Annotated in this window: 18 protein-coding genes; 12 read left to right on the top strand and 6 right to left on the bottom strand. The window is 43.2% G+C overall.

Going from position 1 to position 24,557, the window contains the following annotated elements:
• Positions 1-165 precede the first annotated feature (165 nt).
• From ABE65_RS18735 to ABE65_RS18720, 4 genes are all read left to right on the top strand, one after another.
• Entirely contained in the window at positions 166-2,127 is a 1,962-nt protein-coding gene (locus tag ABE65_RS18735) for a fructose-specific PTS transporter subunit EIIC (RefSeq protein ID WP_066398328.1), read from the top strand.
• 293 nt (positions 2,128-2,420) lie between these two features.
• On the top strand, positions 2,421-5,087 hold the full coding sequence (locus ABE65_RS18730) for a glycoside hydrolase family 38 N-terminal domain-containing protein (RefSeq protein ID WP_066398327.1): 2,667 nt from the start codon (positions 2,421-2,423) through the stop codon (positions 5,085-5,087).
• A complete protein-coding gene (locus ABE65_RS18725; RefSeq protein ID WP_066398326.1) occupies positions 5,087-6,760 on the top strand; it encodes an alpha-amylase family glycosyl hydrolase in 1,674 nt (557 codons plus the stop codon). Before ABE65_RS18730 ends, ABE65_RS18725 begins: the two co-directional genes overlap by 1 nt.
• 15 nt (positions 6,761-6,775) lie before the next feature.
• A complete protein-coding gene (locus tag ABE65_RS18720; RefSeq protein ID WP_066398325.1) occupies positions 6,776-7,918 on the top strand; it encodes a glycerate kinase in 1,143 nt (380 codons plus the stop codon).
• Positions 7,919-8,027: 109 nt separating this feature from the next.
• Here ABE65_RS18720 and ABE65_RS18715 read toward each other — a convergent pair whose 3' ends face one another.
• Positions 8,028-8,303, bottom strand: a complete 276-nt coding sequence (locus ABE65_RS18715; protein ID WP_066398324.1) for a hypothetical protein — start codon at positions 8,301-8,303, stop codon at positions 8,028-8,030.
• A 106-nt stretch (positions 8,304-8,409) separates the two neighbouring features.
• On the opposite strand from ABE65_RS18715, the gene ABE65_RS18710 reads away from it, so the two are divergent.
• From ABE65_RS18710 to ABE65_RS18695, 4 genes are all read left to right on the top strand, one after another.
• Entirely contained in the window at positions 8,410-9,177 is a 768-nt protein-coding gene (locus ABE65_RS18710) for a LamB/YcsF family protein (RefSeq protein WP_066398321.1), read from the top strand.
• A gap of 291 nt (positions 9,178-9,468) precedes the next feature.
• On the top strand, positions 9,469-10,071 hold the full coding sequence (locus ABE65_RS18705; protein WP_066398318.1) for a hypothetical protein: 603 nt from the start codon (positions 9,469-9,471) through the stop codon (positions 10,069-10,071).
• Positions 10,072-10,216: 145 nt separating this feature from the next.
• Positions 10,217-12,973 carry a response regulator gene (locus ABE65_RS18700; protein ID WP_066398315.1) on the top strand — a complete coding sequence of 919 codons (2,757 nt, stop codon included), beginning with the start codon at positions 10,217-10,219 and terminating at the stop codon, positions 12,971-12,973.
• Positions 12,974-12,986: 13 nt separating this feature from the next.
• Complete coding sequence (locus ABE65_RS18695; protein WP_066398306.1) at positions 12,987-13,841, top strand: CheR family methyltransferase; 855 nt, start codon at positions 12,987-12,989, stop codon at positions 13,839-13,841.
• A gap of 43 nt (positions 13,842-13,884) precedes the next feature.
• Here the strand turns inward: ABE65_RS18695 and ABE65_RS18690 are convergent, their stop codons facing one another.
• Positions 13,885-15,015: a fused response regulator/phosphatase gene (locus tag ABE65_RS18690; protein ID WP_066398304.1), complete on the bottom strand. Its 1,131-nt coding sequence runs from the start codon at positions 15,013-15,015 to the stop codon at positions 13,885-13,887.
• A gap of 217 nt (positions 15,016-15,232) precedes the next feature.
• Complete coding sequence (locus ABE65_RS21965; protein ID WP_156499206.1) at positions 15,233-15,394, bottom strand: hypothetical protein; 162 nt, start codon at positions 15,392-15,394, stop codon at positions 15,233-15,235.
• Between the two features lie 117 nt (positions 15,395-15,511).
• Here ABE65_RS21965 and ABE65_RS18685 point away from each other — a divergent pair, with 117 nt between their 5' ends.
• The 4 genes from ABE65_RS18685 to ABE65_RS18670 all read left to right on the top strand — a co-directional run bounded on the left by ABE65_RS18685 (position 15,512) and on the right by ABE65_RS18670 (position 20,112).
• Complete coding sequence (locus ABE65_RS18685; RefSeq protein ID WP_231887827.1) at positions 15,512-16,282, top strand: DeoR/GlpR family DNA-binding transcription regulator; 771 nt, start codon at positions 15,512-15,514, stop codon at positions 16,280-16,282.
• Positions 16,279-17,586 carry a four-carbon acid sugar kinase family protein gene (locus ABE65_RS18680; RefSeq protein ID WP_066398301.1) on the top strand — a complete coding sequence of 436 codons (1,308 nt, stop codon included), beginning with the start codon at positions 16,279-16,281 and terminating at the stop codon, positions 17,584-17,586. Before ABE65_RS18685 ends, ABE65_RS18680 begins: the two co-directional genes overlap by 4 nt.
• 30 nt (positions 17,587-17,616) lie before the next feature.
• Positions 17,617-18,651, top strand: coding sequence for a 4-hydroxythreonine-4-phosphate dehydrogenase PdxA (gene pdxA / locus ABE65_RS18675; protein ID WP_066398298.1), 1,035 nt, complete (start codon positions 17,617-17,619; stop codon positions 18,649-18,651).
• An 87-nt stretch (positions 18,652-18,738) separates the two neighbouring features.
• Positions 18,739-20,112 (top strand): GntP family permease, encoded by a 1,374-nt coding sequence (locus ABE65_RS18670; protein ID WP_066398295.1) that lies wholly within the window; start codon positions 18,739-18,741, stop codon positions 20,110-20,112.
• A 298-nt stretch (positions 20,113-20,410) separates the two neighbouring features.
• On the opposite strand, the gene ABE65_RS18660 is transcribed toward ABE65_RS18670, so the two are convergent.
• From ABE65_RS18660 to ABE65_RS18650, 3 genes are all read right to left on the bottom strand, one after another.
• Positions 20,411-21,949: a PAS domain-containing sensor histidine kinase gene (locus ABE65_RS18660; RefSeq protein ID WP_066398290.1), complete on the bottom strand. Its 1,539-nt coding sequence runs from the start codon at positions 21,947-21,949 to the stop codon at positions 20,411-20,413.
• 512 nt (positions 21,950-22,461) lie between these two features.
• Complete coding sequence (locus tag ABE65_RS18655; RefSeq protein ID WP_066398288.1) at positions 22,462-22,914, bottom strand: hypothetical protein; 453 nt, start codon at positions 22,912-22,914, stop codon at positions 22,462-22,464.
• Positions 22,915-23,053: 139 nt separating this feature from the next.
• A complete protein-coding gene (locus tag ABE65_RS18650; protein ID WP_066398286.1) occupies positions 23,054-24,457 on the bottom strand; it encodes a DHA2 family efflux MFS transporter permease subunit in 1,404 nt (467 codons plus the stop codon).
• Positions 24,458-24,557 lie beyond the last annotated feature (100 nt).

The raw sequence follows: 24,557 nt of genomic DNA, 5'->3' as shown, positions 1-24,557 counted from the left end.
CGTTAACTTCCTCATTTCCGTACGATTCTTTCTTTTAGTATAGCCCATTTTTCATTCTGTACAAATGTACGGACTCTGTACAAAGATAACGCTTACTTTCATGTTACAAATAGAGTATAGAAAGTTGGAAGTGCTTTCATACTAGGGGAGATTGGAGTGAATGTCATGGAACTAAGAAACATGACCCATCCGAATTTAGTGTTGTTCGATGTAGATGCTCAGAATAAAGAGCAAGTGATCCGACAGCTAATTTCAAAGATTAAAAAACAAAATTATATAGAATCTGAAGAAGCTTTATTGGAAGCGGTATTAAAACGCGAGGAGCAATCTCCAACAGGCATGGAGAAAGGGTTAGCGATTCCGCACGGAAAATCGGCAACGGTAAAACAAGCCGTCTTTGCGGTAGCTCGTCTAAAAACACCACTCCTAGACTGGGAAAGTATCGATCCGAACAACAAAGTCCAGCTCGTATTCTTGATCGCCATTCCTGAGAGTGAAGCGGGAACGACGCATTTAAAAGTATTGTCTACACTAAGTACGAATCTGATGCGCGACGGTTACTTGGAAGGTTTGATGGCAGCAGGTACAACTGATGAGTTTTTAAACAGACTGGATGTTGAAGAGAAGAAAGAAGCTGCCCCTGAAAAAGAATTCACCAAAACCGTCGTTGCGGTTACAGCATGTGCAACAGGTATCGCACATACGTATATGGCGGCTGAAGCTCTGGAAAAAGCAGGACGTGAGTTAGGTGTTTCTGTACTCGTTGAAAAACAGGGTGCTAGTGGGATTGAAGATGAGTTATCAGCAGATGTGATCAAAAATGCAGACGCTGTCATCTTTGCAACGGATATTGCACCAAAGCAAAAAGACCGTTTTGCAGGTAAATCGTATGTGCAGACGCGTGTAGCTGAACCATTACGAAAAGGGAAAGAAATGATTCGAAAAGCGCTGAGTAACCCTGATGGTGTTGTTGAAGCAGAGGAAGAAGAATCTTCTACTACTCAATCAAGCGGCGGAGGCGGATTCTTTAAAGATATGGTCCAAGCGGTAATGACAGGGATCTCATACATGATACCCGTTATCGTAGCAGGTGGATTGATGATGGGAATCGCAAAACTCGGTGCGATGCCGTTCGGACTTGTGAATGAACTCGCAGATCCGAAATATGCTACACATTCAAATGAGCTATTCGTTATTCTTCATCATTTAGATAAATTTGGAGCACTCATATTTAAATTCATGTACCCGATATTTGCAGCGTTTGTCGCCTATTCACTGGCTGACCGTGTAGGACTTGTAGCTGGATTTATTGGGGGAGCTTTTGCTGGCGGACTTCATTATACGTTCTGGAACAACCCGGATGGCATTCCGTCTGGATTTCTAGGAGCATTGATCCTTGGTCTTGCAGCAGGTTATATCGCTCGTTTCTTGAACCGAAAAATTCAATTGAATAAAAACTTAGCTGCGATGAAGCCGATGTTTATCATCCCAGCGATCTCAGTACTATCGATCTTTTTCTTAAACTTTTACATTGTAGATCCTGTGTTTGGCGGTCTGAACGTAGTATTACGCAACTGGATCGAGTCTGCACAAGGAACGGGTGATGTTGTTCTTGCATCGATCATCGCTTCTGCAACTGCTTTTGACTTAGGTGGACCGATCAACAAAGCAGCAGGTGCGATCGCAATCGGACTTGCTGCAGATGAAGTGTATCCGTTAACGGCTCGTGTTCTAGCGATCGTTATTCCACCAATCGGTCTTGGAGTTGCTGTTGTAATCGATAAATATATCGTCGGCCGCCGTGTATTCCCTGCAGACCTTCGTGTAGCAGGTAATACTTCATTATTACTAGGATTTCTTGCAATCTCTGAAGGTGCGATTCCGTTCATGCTTCGTAACCCGTTGATCACAATTCCGATCAACATTATCGGTGCGATTCTTGGCGCAAGTACGGCTGTCTTACTTGGAGCTGTTCAATGGCTTCCGCTTCCGGCAGTTTGGGGCTGGCCGCTCGTTGAGAACCTTTGGGCTTACTTGCTAGGACTACTTGTCGGTGCAGCTTTCATCGCATTCTCCAACATCTTTATCCGCTTTGCGATTATAAAGAAAAAAGAGCGACAAGCGTAAAAAGAAAAGCTTTGTTGTCCTTGGAAGAGGTTGATTTCCGCTTCAGGATGCTCGCTTTCCGGGGGGGCGTGCGGTGAGCCACCTAGCGCTCTGCGCTGTTAGGTGTCTCACCTGTCCCGCTGATCCCCCAGGAGTCTCGCACCTTACGCTCCAATCAACTTACAAGGTCGAAGGGGACAAAGTGAAATTGAAGCATTATCTCTAAAAATATCTAAAAAAAGAAAAGGGGCGCATCTTGTTAAAAAGATGACCCCTCTTTCTATTAAACGTGAGCAACACGGGAGGGGAACAGCATGAAACAAAAACAAAAAAAGGTATACGTCGTACCGCATTCGCATTGGGATCGCGAGTGGTACTTTACTATAGAAGATTCAAATCTACTACTCGTAGAAAACATGGACCGATTGATGGAAGTGATGGAGAAAGATCCTGAGTATACAGGCTATGTATTTGATGCGCAGAGCTCGATCATTGATGAGTATCTAAAGATTCGTCCAGAAGAAAAAGAACGATTGAGCCGTTTGATCGCAGATAAACGTATCTTTGTAGGACCTTGGTACACACAAGCAGATTCACTACTGGTGAACCGAGAGTCATTGATCCGCAACTTGATGTATGGAACGCGGATTGCTGAAAAGATGGGTCACTCCCTGAACGTTGGTTACCTGCCTGATATTTTTGGTCAGAACACATATCTTCCGTCTATGTTCAAAGAATTTGATATCGATTATAGCGTGTTGCAGCGCGGGATTTATACCGATCAGTTGAACGGTGATCTGAACTTCACGTGGCAATCACCAGACGGCGAGAGCGTGAAGGCTAATAATATCTACTTCGGTTATGGTCCAGGAAAATTTTTATCAGATGATCTTCAGTACATGGAAGAACGATTGCTGCCTATTTTAGGGAAAATAGCTGATCTGAACGCGAACACGGATAACTTGTTGTTGCCCTCCGGTGGTGACCAAGTGCTCGTTCGTGAGCATTTTCCTGAAACGGTAAAAAAGCTGAACGAAATAGATGACAAACACGAATATGTGCTATCCGACTATGAAACGTTCATGAAGGATACGTGGGACGAAGGAGATTTTAAGAACGTGCTACAGGGTGAGCTGATCGCGACTCAAAAATCTCGTATTCATAATACGATTCGTTCTCAGCGTTATGATATAAAGAAACTTAATGATATGGCTGAAGAAAAGGTTATTTATGAGCTAGAACCTTTGGCAAGTTTGGCGAGTACGCTGGGCTTTAAATATCCGCAAAGATGGCTGGATGAGATGTGGAAGATGTTATTCGACGTTCATGCACATGATAGCATCGGTGGGTGTAACTCTGATGACACGAATCAAGAAATCGTGAATCGTCTTGCAAAGGTTATCCGAATTGCTGATGGCTGTTTGAATCTCTTAAAAAAACAAATAACAGAAGCTGTGAGCCGAAAGCTTGGCCAAGATTCAATCTTTGTGATGTTCCATCTGCTTCCTAAAGCGTTCCAAGGTTCGCAGAAAGTGGTTCTTTTTACAAAAGAAAAAGGGTTCGGTGTTCGTGATCTAAACGGAAATCCTGTTTTGTTCGACGTATTGAATCAGGAATATATCTCAGGTGGAAAGACGATCGTCGTTACGGCGGATGGCGAGAAAGAAGTAGAAGCGCCTGGTTATTACAGAAACGAAGTACTTTTACAGAATGTGAAACTTCCGTCCATGGGCTATGAAACATTTGAAGTGGTGGAAGATGAAGAGACCGAACATGTAGCTCCGAAAGTTGAAGACAACCGAGCGATCGAGAATGAGAACTTCCGCATTTATGAGGAAGATGGCAAACTGCATGTAACGGTGAAGACACTGAACAAGACGATCTCTGATTTTGTAAAGTTTGAAAATGTTGCGGATGCGGGAGATTCGTATGACTTTTCTCCACTTGCTGGAGACTCGCCGATCTATTCCAGAGAGATCGAATCTGTTTATGTAGAGGGAGGTAATGCGGTCGAGTTCATGGAAGTCGTGCATCTGTTGCAGGTGTCAAAAGACTTGGAAGAACGAAAAGTTGGAGATGCAACAGGAAACTTAGCCGTTGTTACCCGATTTGAACTTCGCGAGGGAGAAAACTTTATCCGTGTTATCCATGACATTGAAAATGAAGTGAAGGATCACCGCGTTCGCGTGTTGCTGCACACTTCTGTTGAAGCACCAGATGTCTCGTTCGGCGATCAAGGATTCAGTCTGATCCAACGCCCGACCGTTAATCCGTACATGGAAAACTGGGAAAAAGAGAAGTTCGCTGAAGCACCGGTGCCGATCTATCCGCTAGAAAATCTAGCAGGTGTAACGAATGGAGAATTAACTTCTGCTGTTATCACAAAAGGCATCAAAGAATATGAGTTGATCAAAGAAACGGGGCAACTCGCTTTAACATTGTTCCGAAGCGTAGGTTTGCTTGGTCGTGACAACTTAGCTTGGAGACCAGGCCGCGCGTCAGGGATTAACAACAAAGTCGTTTATACGCCGGATGCTCAAATGCAGACAAAAATGTCGTTTGAGTACGCGATTATGGTCACTGAAGGTCATGACGTTAAACAGTTGTTTAACACGGTAGATGAATATCGCGGACACAGTGTGAGTTATCAAAAGCAAGGGTTGAACACGTTTGAAGAAAGACTCGATCGTTTTGAGATTCCTTATCCAGTAGATATTTTGCCTGCAAGATTCAGCTTGTTTGAGTCAGAAGGCGACTTGTTCCTAAGCACGATGAAAAAAGCGCATGATGATGAATCGATCATCTTACGCTTGTTTAACCCAAGTGAGGTAGCACAGACAGTCGTAATAAGCAGCGAACACATCCAATCTGTTCTACAAACGAAACTGAACGAAAAAAGTGTGATCGATGTGAAAGACGAAGTGACGGTTACAGCAAAAGGATACGTCACATTAAAGCTTCGTATGAAGGAGAATGTGTAATGAGTTTTTCTGTGAAAGCTGAGAATCTGTTAAAAACAATCTATGGTGAAGATTTTTCGTCAAATTATAAAGAAGAGATTGTAAAGCTTGTAGAGAGTTGGAGAGAGAAGAAGTGGAGCGAAACTGCTCCGCTTTCTGAAAAGAATGTGTATCTGATCACGTACGGCGATATCATTAAAGAAGAAGGAGAACCAACTTTAAAAACGCTGAACAAGTTCATTAACGAATACGCGGCAGATGAGATTACGGATGTACATTTGTTACCGATGTTTCCGTATACGTCTGATGATGGTTTTTCGGTCGTTGATTATCGTGAGATTCACCCTGAACTAGGGAACTGGTCGGATATTGAACGTTTCTCTGGAGATTACCGGTTGATGTTTGATTTTGTAGCGAACCATATGTCGAAGTCGAGCAAGTGGTTTCAAGGCTACCTGAAGGGTGAAGCTGAATATGCGAACTATTTTACCCCAAAAGAAGATGGTTTTGATGCTTCAAACGTCGTGCGTCCCCGCACCTCTCCGCTGTTTCACGAGTACGAAGGTGGAAAGACAGCGTGGACCACATTCTCTGAAGACCAGGTGGATGTGAACTTTAAGCATTTTCCTGCGTTGCTAGAGATGACGGATATTTTACTAGATTATGCGAACCGCGGTGGGACAAGCATTCGTCTAGACGCGATCGGTTTCATGTGGAAAGAATCTGGTACGACTTGTATTCATCTTCCTCAAACACATGCCATCATTCAGTTGTGGCGCGAGATTTTAGAAGAATTGCAATTAAACACGCTCTTGATCACTGAGACGAATGTTCCTCATAAAGAAAATATCAGCTATTTTGGTGACGGAAACAATGAAGCGCATATGGTGTATCAATTTTCACTGCCGCCGCTAGTATTGCACACGTTAACGACCCATGATGCGAGTAAGCTGACGGGATGGGCTAAGTCGATTGAAAAGGTGTCTGATTCGGCTACGTACTTTAACTTTTTAGCGAGTCATGACGGTATCGGCATGCGCCCAACAGAAGGCATCTTAACAGAAGAGGAACGTTCTTCATTGGCTGAGAAAGTGTTGAATAACGGCGGTCGTGTTTCGTATAAAAGTAACCCAGACGGAACGGAATCTCCTTATGAGCTGAATATCAATTACATGGACGCGCTCATCAACAAAGACGAAGATACGAGTGAAGATATGCAAGTGCAGAAAATGCTTGCGGCGCATTCTGTTTTATTTTCGGTAATGGGTGTTCCAGCTGTTTATTATCACTCATTGTTAGGTTCTCAGAACGATTATGAAGGGTTGGAGTCGTCTGGAATCAACCGGCGAATCAATCGCCAGAAGTTTCAATACGATGAACTCGTTTCGGAGTTGGAAACATCTACTCGTCGTCAAAAAGTGTTTACAGGATTGAAGCGTTTGATTCGTACGCGTCAGCAGGAAACGGCGTTCTCGCCATTCGCTTCACAGTCGATTATAGATCTTGGGAAGCAGGTATTCTCACTGATTCGCAGAAATGAAGAAACAGGCGACACGGTGTTGTTCGTGATGAATGTATCGAACAAACTGATCGATGTGGAGCTTCCTTTTGGTGGCGAGGACTTGTGGAGCGGCAATTCTGTTGAAGGAACTGTTGAACTCGTTCCGTATCAGTTTATGTGGATTAAAAAATAAAGTAGGTGGACACGGATGAAGATTGTCATCGCTCCTGATTCATTCAAAGAAAGTATGACAGCCGCTGAGGTCTGTAGAGCAGTGGAAGCTGGTTTTAAAAGTACGTTTCCCCAAGCAGAATATGTGCACGTTCCTGTTGGCGACGGTGGAGAAGGAACGGTTACATCGGTTGTTGATGCGACAGGCGGGAAGATGGTCGAAGTGGAGGTTACAGGTCCGCTCGGTGAAAAAGTGGATGCTTTTTACGGTGTTACTGGTGATGGAAAGACGGCAGTGATCGAGATGGCTGCCGCTTCCGGTCTGCATCTTGTTCCAAGAGAGAAGCGGAATCCTTGTGTGACCACAACACGCGGAACAGGGGAACTGATTCTAGATGCCCTGAATCGCGGAGTGGAGCGGATCGTACTTGGTCTTGGTGGATCTGCAACAAACGATGGCGGTACCGGCATGGCGTCTGCACTTGGTGTGAAGTTTTTGAATGAAAACGGTGAGGAATTGCCTGCTGGTGGTGAAGCGCTTCGTGAACTTTTGTCCATTGATGTGTCTGGGCTGGATGCTAGACTGCAGTCGTTGAAATTGGATGTGGCGTGTGATGTAACAAATCCGTTAACGGGACCGCACGGGGCATCAGCTGTTTTTGGACCGCAAAAAGGTGCTACGCCTGAGATGGTAGGTATGTTAGATGAGAGCTTAAAAAAGTACGCTGAAGTGGTTGAACGGAATCTAGGTGTTGCAGTAGATGAGTTAGCAGGCGCTGGCGCTGCTGGCGGCCTTGGCGCTGGGATTGTGGCGTTTTTAGATGGAAAGCTGCAAAGCGGAATTGATCTTGTGCTAGATGTAATCCATTTTGAAGATGCGGTTCAGGATGCGGACCTTGTGATTGTTGGAGAAGGACGGATCGATGCTCAAACGATACATGGGAAAGCACCAGTTGGTGTAGCGAAACGAGCGAAGGCTGTTGAGGATGGTGTACCGGTTGTTGCGATTGCAGGCAGCATCGGTCCTGATTATGAAGCGGTGTACGATCACGGAATTGATGCTGTTTTTAGCGTAATGAACGGTGTGGTAACGTTAGAAGAAGCATTACTGCTTGGAGCTCAAAATGTGGAAAAAACTGCGGGAAATATAGCGCGCTTGATACAATTGAAAATAAATTAGCCCCTTGCTCTCAAGGGGCTTTCCGTTTTTTTAGGATTTGAGAAATCTGAAATGATCTAGAAATGTACAATCGAGGACTTTTTCTGAAGCGATAGATAGAACATGTGGGTTAATGTTTTTGTTTTTGCATTACTTTTAATAATCCGACCACATCATCATTTTGACTAACTTCGATCCGATTGACAGTGGCTTTAACTTCTTTTACATCCGTTTCTAATGTATCCAGTCTAGTTAGAATCTGTTGCTGACCAGTTTCTAAGGTTTTCACCTTTTTATCTAAATTGGTCACTTTATTATCCAGATTAGAAACTTTATCATCCAGATCAGAAACCTTATTATCGATGCTGAGTAATTTTACTAGAATTTCATTCAGTACTTTTTCCACATGTCTCACCTCCTTCATTAGTTTTCCTAAACATTTTACAATATATAAAACTTATCGTACAGTTGGTGTAAATTAAACGTATGTTTAAAAAGCGGGAGGTCTTTTCATGAGTATTATTGATATTAACTGCGACATGGGCGAGAGTTTTGGCGCTTACAAACTTGGAACAGACGAAGAGATTCTAAAATACATAACGTCAGCAAACATCGCATGCGGCTTTCATGCGGGAGATCCTGCTACGATGAGAAAAACAGTGAAATTAGCATTAGAGCATGAAGTTGGTATCGGTGTTCATCCGGGATTGCCTGATCTAGCAGGATTCGGGCGTCGCAACATCGACATCTCTCCTCAAGAAGCGTATGAGATGGTGGTTTATCAGATCGGCTCATTGTGGGGGTTTGTGAAAGCTGAAGGCGGAACGATTCAACACGTGAAACCACATGGCGCGCTTTATAACATGGCAGCGGTGAATCGTGAGCTGTCTGAAGCGATCGCCGAAGCAGTTTATAAAGTGAACCCTGAGCTTATTTTGTTTGGACTTGCTGGGAGTGAACTCGTTTCAGCAGGTGAAAAGATCGGCTTGCGAACAGCATCTGAAGTTTTCGCTGATCGAACGTATCAGCAAGATCGCACGCTTACTTCACGCAAACTGCCACATGCGGTGATTACGGATGATGATGCGGCTGTCGCACAAGTGATTCGTATGGCAAAAGAGGGAAAAGTGATGACGCAGCAAGATGTTGACGTCGATATTAAAGCAGATACGGTGTGTATTCACGGTGACGGAGCTCATGCACTAAGTTTTGCTAAGAAAATCAGACAAACCTTAGAGGAATCCGGGATTTCGGTACGGAAAATCGGAGAAAGTATATAAATTGGACGGAAGTTAGCTCAAAGGGATGCCCCTTTGGGCTTTTTTATGTTTATGGATGGGTTCAAGTGTGTTTGGAGTTGGTTTCAGGTGGTCAGGAGCCAATTTCAGGTGGTCAAGGTACAGTTAGCGGTGAAACAGAATGGTTCACAGGTGGAAACGGTCACTTTACAGGTGAAAACACCCACTTTACCGGCGAACGTGTAACAAATATAAAAACACGTACCGTAAAATCCCCTCTCTATGTAATAATAAATATGGAAACTTCTACTACAGAAAGGAATCATAAAACCTATGATCTGGATTCTCTACCTCATGCTATTCATCCTTTCATTCACACTCTCCGTACTTGGTGCACAAACTTGGGTGTTCGTCACGCTGCTTGTCCTATTTGTAGCAAGCTCATTCCTAGCACTTCTCTATCCATTAATGTGGCAAAAAGATGCTGAAAAAGTAAAAAGATACTTACTAAAATCAAAACAGCCATATCATCGCTTTTTATATGCTTTCTTATATGAAGAGGAAAGTGAAGCCGAAACGAGACTCACGAAAATTAAACAGGCGCAGGCAAGGAAATACGCCGAGATCATGCTATACACACAGCAAGAAAGATGGGACGACGCAAAAGAGCTCCTCAAAAACATGAAAAAGAGTGATCTTACCCTCTATTATTCTGCAATCGTTGCGATGGAAGAAGGCAGACAGGCAGATTACGAGCAACATAAAAACCAGTTAAAAGACCCGCATTATGTAACGTGGTTGACAGTGGAGGAACTTCGACGAAACGGCAACAAAAACCAAGCACTCACCATTCTTGAAAAACAAATCAAAACATTAGGTGGATTAAAACTACTATCCGCACTTCACTATAAAAATAAGCTGCAACCCACAAACTAAACGCCTAAAACTAGATCTCAGTAAAAAAGATCTAGTTTTTTCTTTTTCCAGCACATTCCACGGCCTTCCTTACTACCTTTATCTCACAAATAACAGTATAATTAGGCATAAAAACATTTTTTGTAAAAAGGCAGGAATATAGGGGATGAATAATTTTAGATTCGGGATTCGCCAGAAAATTATTACTGGCTATATTGTGATCATTATCTGTTTAATTGCTGCTATTCTTGCGGTAACCAATCAGTTGGACACGATGAAGAGTGAGAGGAACTTTATTATCCAGCATGATTTTGCGGTTCGAGATCTTACGAGTCAGATTGAAAAGGATCTCTTGAAAATGGAAACCAATAAGCGTGCGTACATCATTACGGGTGATGAAAGCTATCTTCAACTCTATAATGAAGCAAGCTCTCAATGGTCAAAAGACTACAACACGCTGAATCAGCTGTTATCGGACAATCCGAGTCAGCAGAAGAGAATTGCTGAGATCAATGAAAACATTCAAAATTGGGTTGCTGTTGCGGGTGATCCACCGATTCAAATGAAACAGCAGAATGACACGGCAGGTATTGCTGAGTTCTTTAAACAAGATCCAGGAAAATCACAGACTGAAAAAGTGCTACAGCAGTTTGATTCTTTCCGTGATACAGAAAAAAGTCTTACACAAAAACGTGCAAATGATCTAAACGAACAAAATCGATACTTAGAAATCGGTCTTTTTAGTTTGCTTGCGTTCGTCGTTCTCGTTTCGACTGCTCTTGCATGGGTGATCTCAGGATCGATCATCAAAACGATAAAAGAAGTTGTTGGGACGATCCGCGCGATGACGACAGGCGGGAACTTAAGCAGCCGCATTCATGTAAAATCGAACGATGAGATTCGTGATTTAGGAGAAGCGACGAACGAACTGTTGAATTCTTTTGAAGAACGTGACTGGCTGCAGCGAAGTGTAACGGATGTTGTCAGTAAGAACCAAGGCGTATCATCACTTGAAACGCTTGCGGAGATCTTCCTTTCTGCGACTGCACAGATCACAGAATCGTCATATGGTGCTTTTTACATTAAAGAAGGCAAAGACGAGAACGTTCGTTTTGTAAAAAAGGGAGCGTTCGCCGATACGGATGCAGATGTTGGACGAGCTAGTTTTAAGTTAGGACAAGGTCTTATCGGACAATGTGCATTAGAAAAACGAGTGCAAGTGATCGACAGAATCGAAGGAGAGTACACGCTCATTTCTTCTGGACTTGGAGAGACAAAACCGAACAGCATTTTGATCGCACCGATTGTACACGAAGATGAGATTGTAGCGGTTATTGAGCTAGCGAGTCTGAGTTCATACAGCAACCAGCACATCTCATTTATTGAAAAAGTACTTGAAACATTTGGGCTCACGATCAACCGAGTGATCGATCGTATGGAGATTGCGAGACTTCTATCTGAATCACAAGCGATGACAGAAGAACTGCAGGCGCAATCTGAGGAGCTTCAAACACAATCGGAAGAATTACAGATGCAATCGGAAGAGCTTCAGATGATCAACGAGCAGCTTGAATCACGTTCCCAAGATGCCGAGGAGAAATCAAAGGCACTTGAGATCGCGAAAAAGGATCTTGAAGATAAAGCGAAGCAGCTTGAAACAGGCTCAAAATACAAATCAGAGTTTTTGGCGAACATGTCTCATGAATTAAGAACTCCGCTTAACAGCATTTTAATCCTTTCGGAGATGCTTGCCGAAAATGGAAACCAATCACTTTCTGACGAAGAGTTAGAGTTTGCTAAAGTGATTCATTCTTCTGGACAAGATCTGCTGAACCTGATCAACGATATTCTAGACCTTTCGAAGGTAGAAGCAGGGAAGCTGGAGATCATGCTTAGTGAAGTGAACCTGAGTGAGTTCCCAAGTAACCTGGAGAGAAACTTTACTCATATCGCAGATCAGAAGAATCTAAACTTTACGATCAATGTGGCTCCAGATGTCCCAACTCTTCTACAAACTGACGAAAAACGTTTTCAGCAGATCATCAAGAACCTCCTTTCCAACGCGTTTAAGTTTACGGAAAAAGGTTCCGTGTCTGTTAGCGTGAAAAAAGTACAAACAGATGTAATCTACAACGGTGTTGATTATTGGTTAGAAGTAGCGATTAAAGATACGGGAATCGGCATACCGAAAGAGAAGCACGAACTCATTTTCCAAGCTTTCCAGCAAGGTGATGGAGCTACGATCCGTAAGTTTGGTGGAACTGGTCTTGGATTATCCATCAGCAGTGAGTTTGCGAAGCTTTTAGGTGGAAGATTGCAGCTGCAAAGTGAAGAAGGAAAAGGAAGTACGTTTAAACTTCTGATTCCAAGTATTTCTGACGAAAGTGTTTCTGTACAAACATTCCTTGGCGCATCAGCTGAAGTGGCAACTGCCCTCGAGCAGGCGAGCCACTCGATAGCTGTTGCAGAACCACCGATCACGGCTAAAATCGTACCGACAGAGCCTGAGGCGGAGCAACCGTCGATCACAGTAGACGAAGAGAACGTATTTTATGGTAAAACCGTATTGATCACAGATGACGATAATCGAAATATTTTCGCGTTAAAAACAGCTCTTGAACAAAAAGGAATGAACATTCTGATCGCCAACAACGGCATGGAGTGTCTGGACGTTTTGGATGCGAACAAGAAGATTGACCTGATTTTAATGGATATTATGATGCCAGAGATGGATGGCTATGAAACGATGCAGCGCATACGCGGAACAGGTGAGCATAAAGACTTGCCGATCATTGCCCTAACGGCAAAAGCGATGAAGAACGACCGTGAAAAGTGCCTAGAAGCAGGGGCTTCTGATTATATCAGCAAGCCGCTGAAGCTCGAACAGCTTTTTTCTGTGATGCATGTTTGGATGACAAAGTGAGGATCGACCACTGATGAAGGATTTCTTATGGAACAACGATGACAACCAGGAAAATAGCATAACGGAAACGCTTGAGATGGAGCTGTTATTAGAAGGGTTGTACCGCATATCTGGATTCGATTTTCGCCAGTATATGCGGTCCTCCATCCATAGACGGGTGCACAATCGCATGCAGCTTGAACAGATTTCAACGATTACAGGTGTATTGGAAAAAGTACTGCACGAACCTGCTTTTATGACAACGCTGCTCAACGACTTTTCGATCAACGTAACGGAGATGTTTCGGAATCCCGAGTTCTTTTCTGCGTTTCGCCAAAAGGTGATTCCCGAGCTGAGAGAACTACCGGAGATTCGCATCTGGCATGCTGGATGTGCGACAGGTGAAGAAGTATATTCGATGGCGATTTTAATGGAAGAAGAAGGCTTAACTCACAAGACGAAGTTTTATGCGACTGACATGAACGAACCGGTTCTCAACAAGGCGCGATCGGGCATTCTGCCTCTGAGTAAGATGAGGACATACACGAAGAACTATATGGCGGCTGGAGGGACTCAAGCCTTTTCTGAGTACTATACGACAGACGGCCACTTTGCGTATTTAAAGCCTTCATTATTAAAGCAGATCAGCTTTTTGCAGCATAATCTTGTGACGGATCATTCGTTTAATGAATTTCACGTCATTCTTTGCCGAAATGTACTGATTTACTTTACGGCTGCTCTTCAAAATCAAGTGCATGAGCTGTTCTACGATAGCCTCAGTCCACATGGATTCCTTGGTCTTGGAGATAAAGAATCTATTCAATTCGCAGACTGTGCGGATAAATATACGGACTTTGCGGAACAAGTTAAAATCTATCAAAAAAAATAAAGCAGGAAGAAGGGGGGTGATGACCTCTTCTATCCTGCTTTTTTTATTTGGCTTGAATCATCATGATACACATGTCATCGCTCTGATCTTTTTGTTGTTCTTCAGGAATCACTAGGTGAATCGGTGACCTGATGTTGCTCCATTTTTCTGAAGCCACGTACTTCAGCTTCTCTAACATTCGTTCTTCATCATTCCCAGCTTCTAACACACCATCTGTGAAGAGCAGCAACTGAATGTTGTCTTCGTAGTGGATCACAGACTTCTTCACTTCGATCTGTTCAAAGAAACCAACCGCATAACAACTGCGTTCGATAGGTTGGAGTGAATTATCAACGAGCGCATAGCCTTCTGGATGCCCGGCATTCACGTATTCTACCGTCTTTTTCTCGGTATCGATCAAAAGGTAGATGCCTGTGAAATAGTAGTTATAATCGTTTTTGGGATTGTGAAGAAGTGACATATAACGGTTCAATTCTTTAATCACAAGTTCGGGATCTCTTAGTTCTTTAATGCTGTCTCGCATAACAGAAGAGATAAACATGCAAACGAGTGAAGAGGAAATCCCATGCCCCATCATATCAAGCAAGATGATGCCATACCGGTTGTCATCAAATTTGTGCCAATAATACATATCGCCCGCGAGCTTAAAGGAAGGCAGATGAGACACGTTTATCGTGATGTTGTCTTCTTTGATCGGCGGATTCAACAAGCCTTTTTGAACTTGCATCGCAAGATCGAGTTCGTTCTGAATCTTTTGTTCTTGTTCCGCGTGCCAATCTTTTTCGTACTTCAATCGCAGTGCGACACGGATTCTAGCAAGAAGTTCTACTTTATTGATCGGCTTCGTCACATAATCCATTCCACCGCAATCTAGCGCTTCTGCTAATTTCGTAGAGTCTTCGAGCGCCGTGATGAAGATGATCGGAATGTCTTTAAAACGTTCGTCTTTTTGAACGCGTTGACAAGCCTCGATCCCATCGATCTCCGGCATCATGATATCAAGGAGAATCAGGTCGATCGACTTTTTGTTCAGCTCTTTTTCGTTTTCTTCGAGGTGATCGAACAGCTGTTGAGCAGAAGAAAGAGAGGTGCAATCGTCGTATCCTGCATTCTTCAATATTTTTTCTATTACAAATAAATTTACTGTATTATCATCAACGATCAGAATGGACATTCAAACTTCTTCCCCTTATATGTACCATTTATTGTGTGTTTTTCTAGGATCATTCATTTCTATAACTCTAGTATACAAGTAAATGGGGAATGGGACTATTTTTTAGATTATTTAGAGTGGGATAGTGGTGATGTGACAGTTTAAGGGGTAGATTATGCTAGTTATAGCAGAAGAGGGGTGTGCTACATAATAGACTGTGTTCAGGATATGAACATTATTATGGTTTGTACACACCAGATAGACTGCTTGAAATATATCCACGGTAATCCAAATTATATTCACGGATAAGCGTAATAATTTCGCGGATAACTACAATAATTTCACGTATAAAATAATTTAAACGATTTTCGACACATATCACCACAGCCACATCATCCATTGGATAACACCTTGCAAAACAATATGTTCATTTTAAACAAATAAGTTGACATTAATGTTCGTTTGTAACATTATAATACATATAAGATGTTCGAAAATAACAAAGGTGATGAAAATAATGCCTAAAGAGCGTAGAGAGCATATTCTTCAACAATTAAATACGAACGGGAAAATTGAGATTGAGGATCTAGTAAACGAATTAAATGTTTCGGCGATGACAATCCGCCGTGATCTTGCCTTTCTCGAAGAAACGGACCAGATTATTAGAACGCATGGCGGAGCAATTCTGAACAAGCCGTTAGTCGTGGAATCATCTTTTCGAACAAAAGAAGGGAAGTTCAACGACCGTAAGAGAGCAATCGCCGAAAGAGCGGTGCAATTCATACAGGATCACTCGACCATTCTTTTAGATTCAGGAACAACAACGTTAGAGATTGCAAAATTGTTAAAGGACAAAACGACGATCACAGTTGTTACGAATGATATAAAAATTGCAGCTGAGCTTCTCGATACGAATGTGAAAGTGATTGTTACTGGAGGCGAACTACAGAATACGATCGGAACATTGTTCGGCCCGTTAACAGAGCAGATGTTAAGAGGAATTCACGTAGATCTCTTTTTCTTAGGAGCTCATGCGATCCACAGTCAAGCTGGTATTACAGCACCGACTTATGAGAAGGCTTCGATCAAAAAGCTGATGATTGAAGCATCGGAAAAAACATGGCTCGTGGCTGACTCTAGCAAGTTTGATCAAAAATCATTAACAAAGGTTTGTGACTTAAATCAAATACATGGTTTGATTACAGATCAGCACATTTTAGATGAAACCGAAAAAATACTGAATGAATATTTAGAAGTCGTAACCGTTGAAGGTGGTGAAAAGGGATGAAAGTCGGCGTTATCGCAGATGATCTAACAGGTGCCAATGCGACAGGGGTAAAACTGATCAAGCAAGGTTTTGAAGCGGCAACAATGGTGTATTACGATCAGGAACCAGCTTCCGGCAGCTACAACGCAGTGTGTATTGATACAGACAGCAGGTATGCACGAAAAGATGTGTCCGAGATGCGGATCAAAAAGTCATTGAACAACCTACAGCGTTGGGGTGTAGATGTTATCTGTAAACGAATCGACAGTACCGTAAGAGGAAACATCGGAACAGAGATCGACATGGTCTTAAATGAACTTGGCGAACGATCGATTGCGGTTGTCGTTGCATCGTTTCCAGATTCAAGCCGAATCACATCTGGCGGTTACTTGCTCGTCGATGGTGTGCCTGTTCAGGCTACAGATGTTGCCAAAGATCCGGTCATGCCTCTTACTGAATCGTACGTTCCTTCTATTATCAGTAAGCAAAGTGAACATCTCGTATCACACATCGGACTCGAAACCGTTTTACAAGGAAAGAAAACGATCCTTCAGGAGTTAAAGCGAAAAATAAACGAGGGCAATCGCATTCTTGTGATGGATGCGGTTACAGATGAAGAGATTGAAGATATCGCGCATGCGATGGCATTGATCGAGGACTACCAACTCGTACCGGTAGATCCGGGACCATTAACGGCTTATTATGCAAAGGCTTACACGTCTCTACACACACAAAGTAAAAAGATACTCGTGACAGTTGGGAGCGTAACCTCTTTAAGCGGTGAACAGCTAACATACTTAATCGATAAAACAGATGCGAAACCGGTCTATGTTGATGCTGAAAAATTAGCTAGTCTATCGGACAGCTGGGAAACAGAAGTTCAAAGAGCTGTGACAGCTGCCTTGGAAGCTATCCATCACCAAGACATCCTGATCATTACGACCAATTCACCCGAGGCAAAACGATTAGAACTAAAACGATTGGCTGAAGAGCAAGGTGTGAGCCAGGATCAACTCGCGAAAAGAATTGCGGATGGATTAGGAAAGATCACGCGTATTGTCATCCAGTCAACGAATTATGAGATAGGCGGCTGCTTTTCTAGTGGTGGAGATGTTACGGCTTCACTCTGTTCTGTTGGAAGAGCTGAAGGCATCAAGTTAAAAAACGAAGTGCTTCCTCTTGTCGCATACGGTGAATTCATCGGAGGTTATTTTGATGGTATACCGCTTGCTACAAAAGGCGGCATGGTCGGGGACAAAAAAGCGATTCATACGATCGTAAAGCATTTATTAGCAAACCAAACATCTACAAAGCAAGTTCAATAAATCTTTTAAACAACTGGAGGAGGAAGAAACATGACAACGACAACAAAAACGACAACAACAGAAAAAGCGATTATTGCGATTCCAATGGGTGATCCTGCAGGCATTGGACCAGAGATTACGATGAAGTCTCTTGCGAAAAAAGAGATCTATGATGTTTGTAAACCGCTCGTAATTGGAGACGCTGCAGTACTAGAAAAAGCGATTGCAATCGTTGGTGCAGACCTTTCAATTAATGAAGTAGCATCTCCTGCAGAAGGAAAGTACGAACTAGGAACAGTTGATGTGATCAACTTAAACAACATTGATATTAACAAGCTTCAGTATGGTGAAGTATCTGCTCAAGGCGGACAGGGAGCTTTTGAATATATCAAAAAAGCAGTAGAGCTTGCTACAGCTGGTGAGGTTAAAGCGTTGGCAACCACTCCGATCAACAAAGAATCATTAAAAGCAGCAAACGTTCCTTATATCGGACATACGGAGATGCTTGAATCACTCGCGGGTTCTGATGATCCTCTAACGATGTTCGAAGTAAGAGGAATGAGAATTTTCTTTTTAACACGTCATCTTTCATTGAAAGATGCGATTGCAGCTATGACGAAAGAACGTGTGCATGATTATTTAGTACGATGTGATCGAGCGCTCGCTCGTCTAGGTGTTGAAAACAGACGGTGGGCTGTTGCTGGACTGAACCCTCATAGCGGCGAAGGCGGATTGTTTGGCTGGGAAGAGGTCGAGCAGATTAAACCAGGTATTGAGCTAGCTGTTGCAGACGGAATAAACGCAGTAGGTCCGGTTCCAGCAGACTCTGTATTCTTTCAAGCGTTAAACGGAAAATATGATGCGGTGTTGTCTCTCTATCATGATCAAGGACATATCGCAGCTAAGATGACAGATTTTCATCGAACTATTTCTATCACGAACGGTCTTCCGTTCTTAAGAACATCGGTAGACCACGGAACAGCGTTTGATATAGCGGGTAAGAACATTGCAGAGAGCACGAGTATGGAAGAATGTATTAAACTAGCTGCTCAATATGCACCGAAATTTACAGCGAACAGCCTTTAAGATAGTTACATGAAAGTGAAGGGTACTATTGCCCTTCACTATTCTTTCAATAAAATAAAAGCGCTTACATTAAAGGGGGTTAATGAAATGGAAGTTTCAGGAGCACAAATGGTAGCTGGTTTAGTTCTTGGGGTTATTGCATTAATTTTTCTCGTTTTAAAAACAAAGATTCACGCGTTTCTCGCTCTTATCATCGCGGCTTCGATCGCCGGTCTTGTCGGGGGAATGGAACCAGGGAAAGTCGCTGATACCATCTCTGCTGGGTTCGGGAGCACGCTTGCTTCTATCGGTATCGTAATCGGACTCGGTGTGATGATCGGACGTATTCTCGAAGTGTCAGGAGCGGCTGAAACACTGGCATATTCACTGATAAAAGCAGTCGGCAGGAAAAAGGAAGAATGGGCGATGGCGATTGCGGGTTATGTGGTTTCCATTCCGATTTTTGTTGACTCAGCGTTTGTTATTTTAAATCCACTTGTTAAGGCTTTGTCTAAGAAAACGGGAAAATCAGTTGTTTCACTAGGTGTGGCCTTAGCGGTGGGTCTTGTGATTACGCACTCTTTAGTACCGCCAACGCCTGGTCCGTTAGGTGTAGCTGGAATCTTTGGAGTAGATATCGGACTTATGATCGGGCTTGGTCTTCTTTTTGCCATTCCAACTATGATTGCAGGTGTTCTATACGCCAAATGGATTGGTAAAAGAATCTATCAAGTGCCGGATGACTCCGAGCTTGGTTTCACACGTCCTACTAAACAAGCAGCTTATCAAGAGTTTATTGAGCTCGCTAGTGCGCGAGAGGATGCTCTACCGTCTTTAGGCCGCTCACTATTGCCAATCGTGCTACCGATTCTATTAATCTTTTTAAACACAACGTTAACCGCGCTAGAACTTACATCTGGGTTTTACGGAATTCTGATCTTCTTAGGTAAACCGATTATTGCCGTAAGTATTGGACTCATTGTAGCGATCTACGCTCTAGCTGGTAACTTGAGTCGCTCTGAATCACTTGACCGCATGGAAGAGGGAATACAGACAGCCGGTATCATCCTGTTAGTTACAGGGGCAGGTGGAGCGCTTGGAAATGTACTTCGTGAAAGTGGAGCGGGAAACTTTATCGCTGAAAAAATCGCAGACCTTCCACTACCGGCGATCTTGATTCCGTTCTTCGTTGCAACAATCGTTCGTCTCGTTCAAGGAAGTGGAACGGTAGCGATGATTACAGCGGCATCTATCTCAGCGCCAATCCTATCACAGCTAGATGTAAACATGGCACTCGCCGCTCAAGCTGCAGCGATGGGTTCAATGATCTTCTCCTACTTTAATGATAGCCTGTTCTGGGTTGTTAACCGGATGTTAGGTATTAAAGAAGTAAAAGAACAGATTATGGTTTGGTCTGTACCGACTACGATCTGTTGGTTCGTAGGTTTGGTGTCACTTCTAGTTGCGAATATGTTCTTTTAAACAGATGTTTAATTGGAGCCTCTCCCTATTTGTGGTGAGGCTTTTTTTAATATATGGCTTTTTTGCGAGTACGTGGACGTTTTTACGGTACGCCTTTTTATATTTGTTACACGTTCACCGCTAAAGTGCTGGTTTTCACCGGTAAATGTGTTCGCATCACCGCTAAACGACGACTGTACACCGATAAACACAATGTGACCACCTCAAAACAGCTCGGGACCACCTCTGAGCCATCTAAAAACGACTTCATAACATAAAAAGAACCTACATTACGTAGATTCTTCTCTTTCACGTACTATTAATGTACTGAATCAATCGCTGCAACGGCATGTTCGGGCAATTTAATCACAAATGTGGTGCCTTCGTTCAATTTACTGTCAACAACAATCGACCCTCCATGGTTTTGAATGATTTTAAAGCAAATCATGAGTCCAAGGCCTGTTCCGTTATACTTCGTGGTGTAGAACGGCTCGCCGATTCTTTTTTTTTGCTCGTCTGTCATGCCGACTCCGTTATCTTTTACCGAGAGAAAGACGTGTCCATCAACAGAAGTGGCCGCGAGCGAGATCTCACCACCATCAGGCAGGGCTTCCATTGCGTTTTTAATCATATTGATAATCACTTGTGTCAGCTGATTCTTCTCCCCATACAGAAGCGGCACATCTTTCTCTCTCTCGAATGAGATGATCACATTTCGCAGGTTGGCTTCTGGCTGCATGAGATCGATAACGTTCTGAATGCTGTCTACGATATTGAACCAGCTGAAATAGACGGCGTGTGGTTTTGCGAGGACCATCAGTTCACTTACGATAAAATTGATGCGATTGATCTCTGTTAGAATGATGTCCTTAAAGAAGATGCTTTTTTCGTGATCGGATTCGTTTATGAGCTGAACGAGCCCTGCGATGGAGGTAAGTGGATTGCGAATCTCATGAGCGATTCCCGCGGCCAAGTCACCAATCAGTGAAACCTTTTCAGACTTCAACAGAATTTCCTCTGTTTTCTTTTTCTCCGTTACATCGTATTGGATTGAGATATGCTGATAGGCCACTCCTTCTGGGTCTAGAAAAGGAACGATCGTCGTATCTACCAAAAAGAGTGAGCCGTCTTTCGCTTTGTTGCAGATCTCACCGTTCCAAACACGACCGGCTTTGATCTCTTGTTGAATATGGTGAACAAAGCTATCTGTATGAACGCCAGAATAGAAAATGCTGCCGTGATCTTGTCCGATTAATTCTTCGCGTGTATATTGCGTTAACTCACAAAAGTGATCGTTTACTTGAATGATGCGATCGTTTTTGTCTGTGACAGAGAAAATCGTTCCTTCAAAAAGAGCCGTTCGAATGTTATTTAATTCAAGAATGGAGATATCTAGATTGCGATTCGTATGTTGAAGCGCTTTTTTCGTGTTATGCATAAACGTCGTATAGTGTGTAACGATTGAACGAGCGGCTAGATCGATCAACAAATTCAGACGGTTTGACACAGCGACTGCGCGATCAGCTTTCGTGCTATAGGTTTCAAACTCTTTCTGTAAAAGCGCTGAGACGACAACGCGGGATTCAAAGATAAAATGCAGAGCATAATCGAGAGGAATCTCCATATCAGATGAGCGCTGGCCGAATGCGTCAGCCCATCTCTTGATCTTTTCTTCAGCGGTCTGAATATTATCGGAAAGTCCTTCACCTAAGTATTGAAAAAGAATGTCCATCCAGTGAGAAACTTTGGTTTTGTAGATCGAAAAGTCAGTCTCCAAGTTCTCGATCGGCGTTAGTTTGTCTACAAGTTGTTTGCTGTTTTCTTTTATCTTTGTTCCTAAAATCCTACAACTTTCCATGGGGATAGCCTCCTCGAACAGTTTCCGAATGTATCTGTTGAAACCTTCGACATTTCGACAAACATCCCTTCTATTGGAAGAAAAGGAATGATAAAACTTTTTTTAAGTTAAGCTTTGTATGCGATTGATAGTTGTTGATTTCCGTTTCAAGTGCTCGCTTTCCGGGGGAGTACGGTGAGCCACTTCGGCACAGTGTGCTCTTAGGTGTGTCACCTGTCTAGTTGCAGTGGCTAGCCCTCGAGGTCAAAAGTTAAACGGTCAAGAAGGCAAAGTGCGCCTTCCTAGCCCATTCAACTTTTGCTAGTCGGGGCTGAACGAGCCACTTCCACTTATCGGCCATGTCACTCTGATCCCCCAGGAGTCTTGCACCTTACACTCCAATCAACTTTTCAATGATGCCTAAAAGCAATAATCTGTTAGCAGAAAACTGAAAATTAATGACCGATAGTAGGGATTACACCACACAAAAAAAGACACATGATCTTCTATGATCAAGTGTCGCTTCGGCTTCTTTATATGGCTTCTAATATACTTTCCATGTAGGTTTGGGTGAACACTTGAAAGCATAAGTCGAGCATCTGGTTGATCTCTTGAATGATAAAAATGACTTCTTTTACGCTTGTTTGCTCTTGTTCCGCCAAACGTTCTATCACTTGAAGGATTTCACTTCGAATGAATTGCGTGGATTGCATCGCTACATCCAACGACTGACCGTATTCGAGAGCATAGCGAGCTGTTTGGATCGCCCATACCTTCAGTCCGTCTTCTCTTGCAGAGGGTGACAACACGAGTGAACTGCCTAAGAGCTGGACTAATTTCATAATATAATCGGTTGATGATTGACGATCAAAAAGCTGTTTATCTTTTATTGGATATTTCTTAAACCGTAGTGTGAGTATATGTTCAGCCAATGCAGGTGCATCATCAATGAGTGTTTTGGCTAACGTGTGCTGGATCTGATTCAAGATGGTAACCTCCTATTTTAAAAGATATGTATTGAAAAGTTAAAAAGAGAAAGCTTCATCTTTAGTATTACTTAAGAAGTTAAGGTTGTCACGAACTATCGAGCTGGCTAAGACCGAATGTACAAAGAGGCAGCTGTAATCAGCTGCCCTCTGTTTCTGGTTGTTTTTCTTTTATAAAGAAGGAGATCACAAGTCCGATCAACGACAGCACGGAAACGACAATAAAGGCCATGTTCGCACCATACATATCAGGATGTGAGATTTCAGGTCGCACTGCTGCGGTTTCAGCAGTTGTTGTCATGACGGTAACTAAAATGGCTGTACCTACGGATGCTGCGATCATTTTCATCGTGTTGTCCATCGCTGCGCCATGGGGAATCAATCTCTTTGGAAGGCGGTTGAGCCCAGCCGTCGCAACGGGCATCATCACCATCGCAAGTCCAAACATCCTAACACCATACATCACCGTTAAGAACGTGAACGAGGTGCTGGGACTTAAAGTGGCGAACGCAAAGGACGAACCAGTGATGATCGTCAGACCTATAATCGCCAGCCAGCGTGCGCCAAACTTATCAAACAGTCTTCCTGTGATTGGTGATAAGAGCCCTGTGATGAGCGCACCAGGTAATAGTGCGAGCCCTGCTTCAAACGCCGTAAAGTCTCTCATGTTTTGCATGAATAGCGGTATGATCGTTTCCGCTCCAATCAGACCTAAGAACGTGATCATGCCGATGATGATCGTTAGCGGGAAGATGGAGTTCGCGAACACTCTGAACTCGAGCATCGGATGTGCTAAACGTAGTTGTCGCGTGATAAATAGAACGAGAGCGACAACACCGATTGCGAGCCAGAGCAGTGTGCTTGGAGCGGTCCAACCTAGATTTCCTGCGCACGTGAATCCGTATAGCAATCCTCCAAAACCGAACGATGACAAGATGATCGATGTTACATCTACTTTTGTTTTTGATGTTTCCGTAACATTTTTTAGAGCAAAAAACGCTACGATGATATCAAGAATGGCAATCGGCAAGATGATGAAAAAGAGTACGCGCCAAGAATAGTGTGAAGTTACCCAGCCTGAAAGAGCAGGGCCGATAGCCGGTGCGAATGAGATAACGAGTCCGACTAAGCCCATCGCTGAACCACGTTTGTTCACAGGGAAGATCATCAGAAACACGGTCTGCATTAGAGGCAGCATAACCCCAGCTCCACTTGATTGAATAACCCTTCCGAGTAAGAGTGTCTCAAAGTTTGGAGCGAGTCCTGCAACGAGTGTTCCAACAGCGAACACGCTCATCGCCGAAATAAATAGCTGACGAGTCGTGAACCGTTCGAGCAAAAATGCGCTGACCGGAATCATGATCCCGTTCACGAGCATGAACACGGTCGTTAGCCACTGAGCGCTGTTCGCTGTGATGTTCATCTCTTTCATGATCGGCGGTATCGCGGTGATCATGAGTGTTTGGTTCAGAATCGCAATAAATGTCCCGGCCAGTAGCAGGGCCACGATTGTCGATTGTTTATAACTTTGTGTAGTTTCCATAACCGTTCAATCCCATCTAACAAGTAATGATGTGTACAGCTTACAGGATTTCCAATGGAAATGACATTAAGATGCTTTTGAGGAATAAGTAACAAGTTCA

Origin of the sequence: Fictibacillus phosphorivorans (genome assembly GCF_001629705.1) — a bacterium.
In the GTDB taxonomy this organism is placed as follows: Bacteria; Bacillota; Bacilli; order Bacillales; family Fictibacillaceae; genus Fictibacillus; species Fictibacillus phosphorivorans_A.
The sequence above is the reverse complement of the archived record's forward strand: the minus strand, read 5'-3'. Positions and strand labels throughout refer to the sequence as shown.

What these genes read in the sequence shown, in the direction of transcription:
- ABE65_RS18735 (WP_066398328.1), top strand. Translation starts at nt 166, where the DNA reads ATGGAACTAAGAAACATGACCCATCCGAATTTAGTGTTGTTCGATGTA.
- ABE65_RS18730 (WP_066398327.1), top strand. Translation starts at nt 2,421, where the DNA reads ATGAAACAAAAACAAAAAAAGGTATACGTCGTACCGCATTCGCATTGG.
- ABE65_RS18725 (WP_066398326.1), top strand. Translation starts at nt 5,087, where the DNA reads ATGAGTTTTTCTGTGAAAGCTGAGAATCTGTTAAAAACAATCTATGGT.
- ABE65_RS18720 (WP_066398325.1), top strand. Translation starts at nt 6,776, where the DNA reads ATGAAGATTGTCATCGCTCCTGATTCATTCAAAGAAAGTATGACAGCC.
- ABE65_RS18710 (WP_066398321.1), top strand. Translation starts at nt 8,410, where the DNA reads ATGAGTATTATTGATATTAACTGCGACATGGGCGAGAGTTTTGGCGCT.
- ABE65_RS18705 (WP_066398318.1), top strand. Translation starts at nt 9,469, where the DNA reads ATGATCTGGATTCTCTACCTCATGCTATTCATCCTTTCATTCACACTC.
- ABE65_RS18700 (WP_066398315.1), top strand. Translation starts at nt 10,217, where the DNA reads ATGAATAATTTTAGATTCGGGATTCGCCAGAAAATTATTACTGGCTAT.
- ABE65_RS18695 (WP_066398306.1), top strand. Translation starts at nt 12,987, where the DNA reads ATGAAGGATTTCTTATGGAACAACGATGACAACCAGGAAAATAGCATA.
- ABE65_RS18690 (WP_066398304.1), bottom strand. Translation starts at nt 15,015, where the DNA reads ATGTCCATTCTGATCGTTGATGATAATACAGTAAATTTATTTGTAATA.
- ABE65_RS21965 (WP_156499206.1), bottom strand. Translation starts at nt 15,394, where the DNA reads ATGGATGATGTGGCTGTGGTGATATGTGTCGAAAATCGTTTAAATTAT.
- ABE65_RS18685 (WP_231887827.1), top strand. Translation starts at nt 15,512, where the DNA reads ATGCCTAAAGAGCGTAGAGAGCATATTCTTCAACAATTAAATACGAAC.
- ABE65_RS18680 (WP_066398301.1), top strand. Translation starts at nt 16,279, where the DNA reads ATGAAAGTCGGCGTTATCGCAGATGATCTAACAGGTGCCAATGCGACA.
- pdxA (WP_066398298.1), top strand. Translation starts at nt 17,617, where the DNA reads ATGACAACGACAACAAAAACGACAACAACAGAAAAAGCGATTATTGCG.
- ABE65_RS18670 (WP_066398295.1), top strand. Translation starts at nt 18,739, where the DNA reads ATGGAAGTTTCAGGAGCACAAATGGTAGCTGGTTTAGTTCTTGGGGTT.
- ABE65_RS18660 (WP_066398290.1), bottom strand. Translation starts at nt 21,949, where the DNA reads ATGGAAAGTTGTAGGATTTTAGGAACAAAGATAAAAGAAAACAGCAAA.
- ABE65_RS18650 (WP_066398286.1), bottom strand. Translation starts at nt 24,457, where the DNA reads ATGGAAACTACACAAAGTTATAAACAATCGACAATCGTGGCCCTGCTA.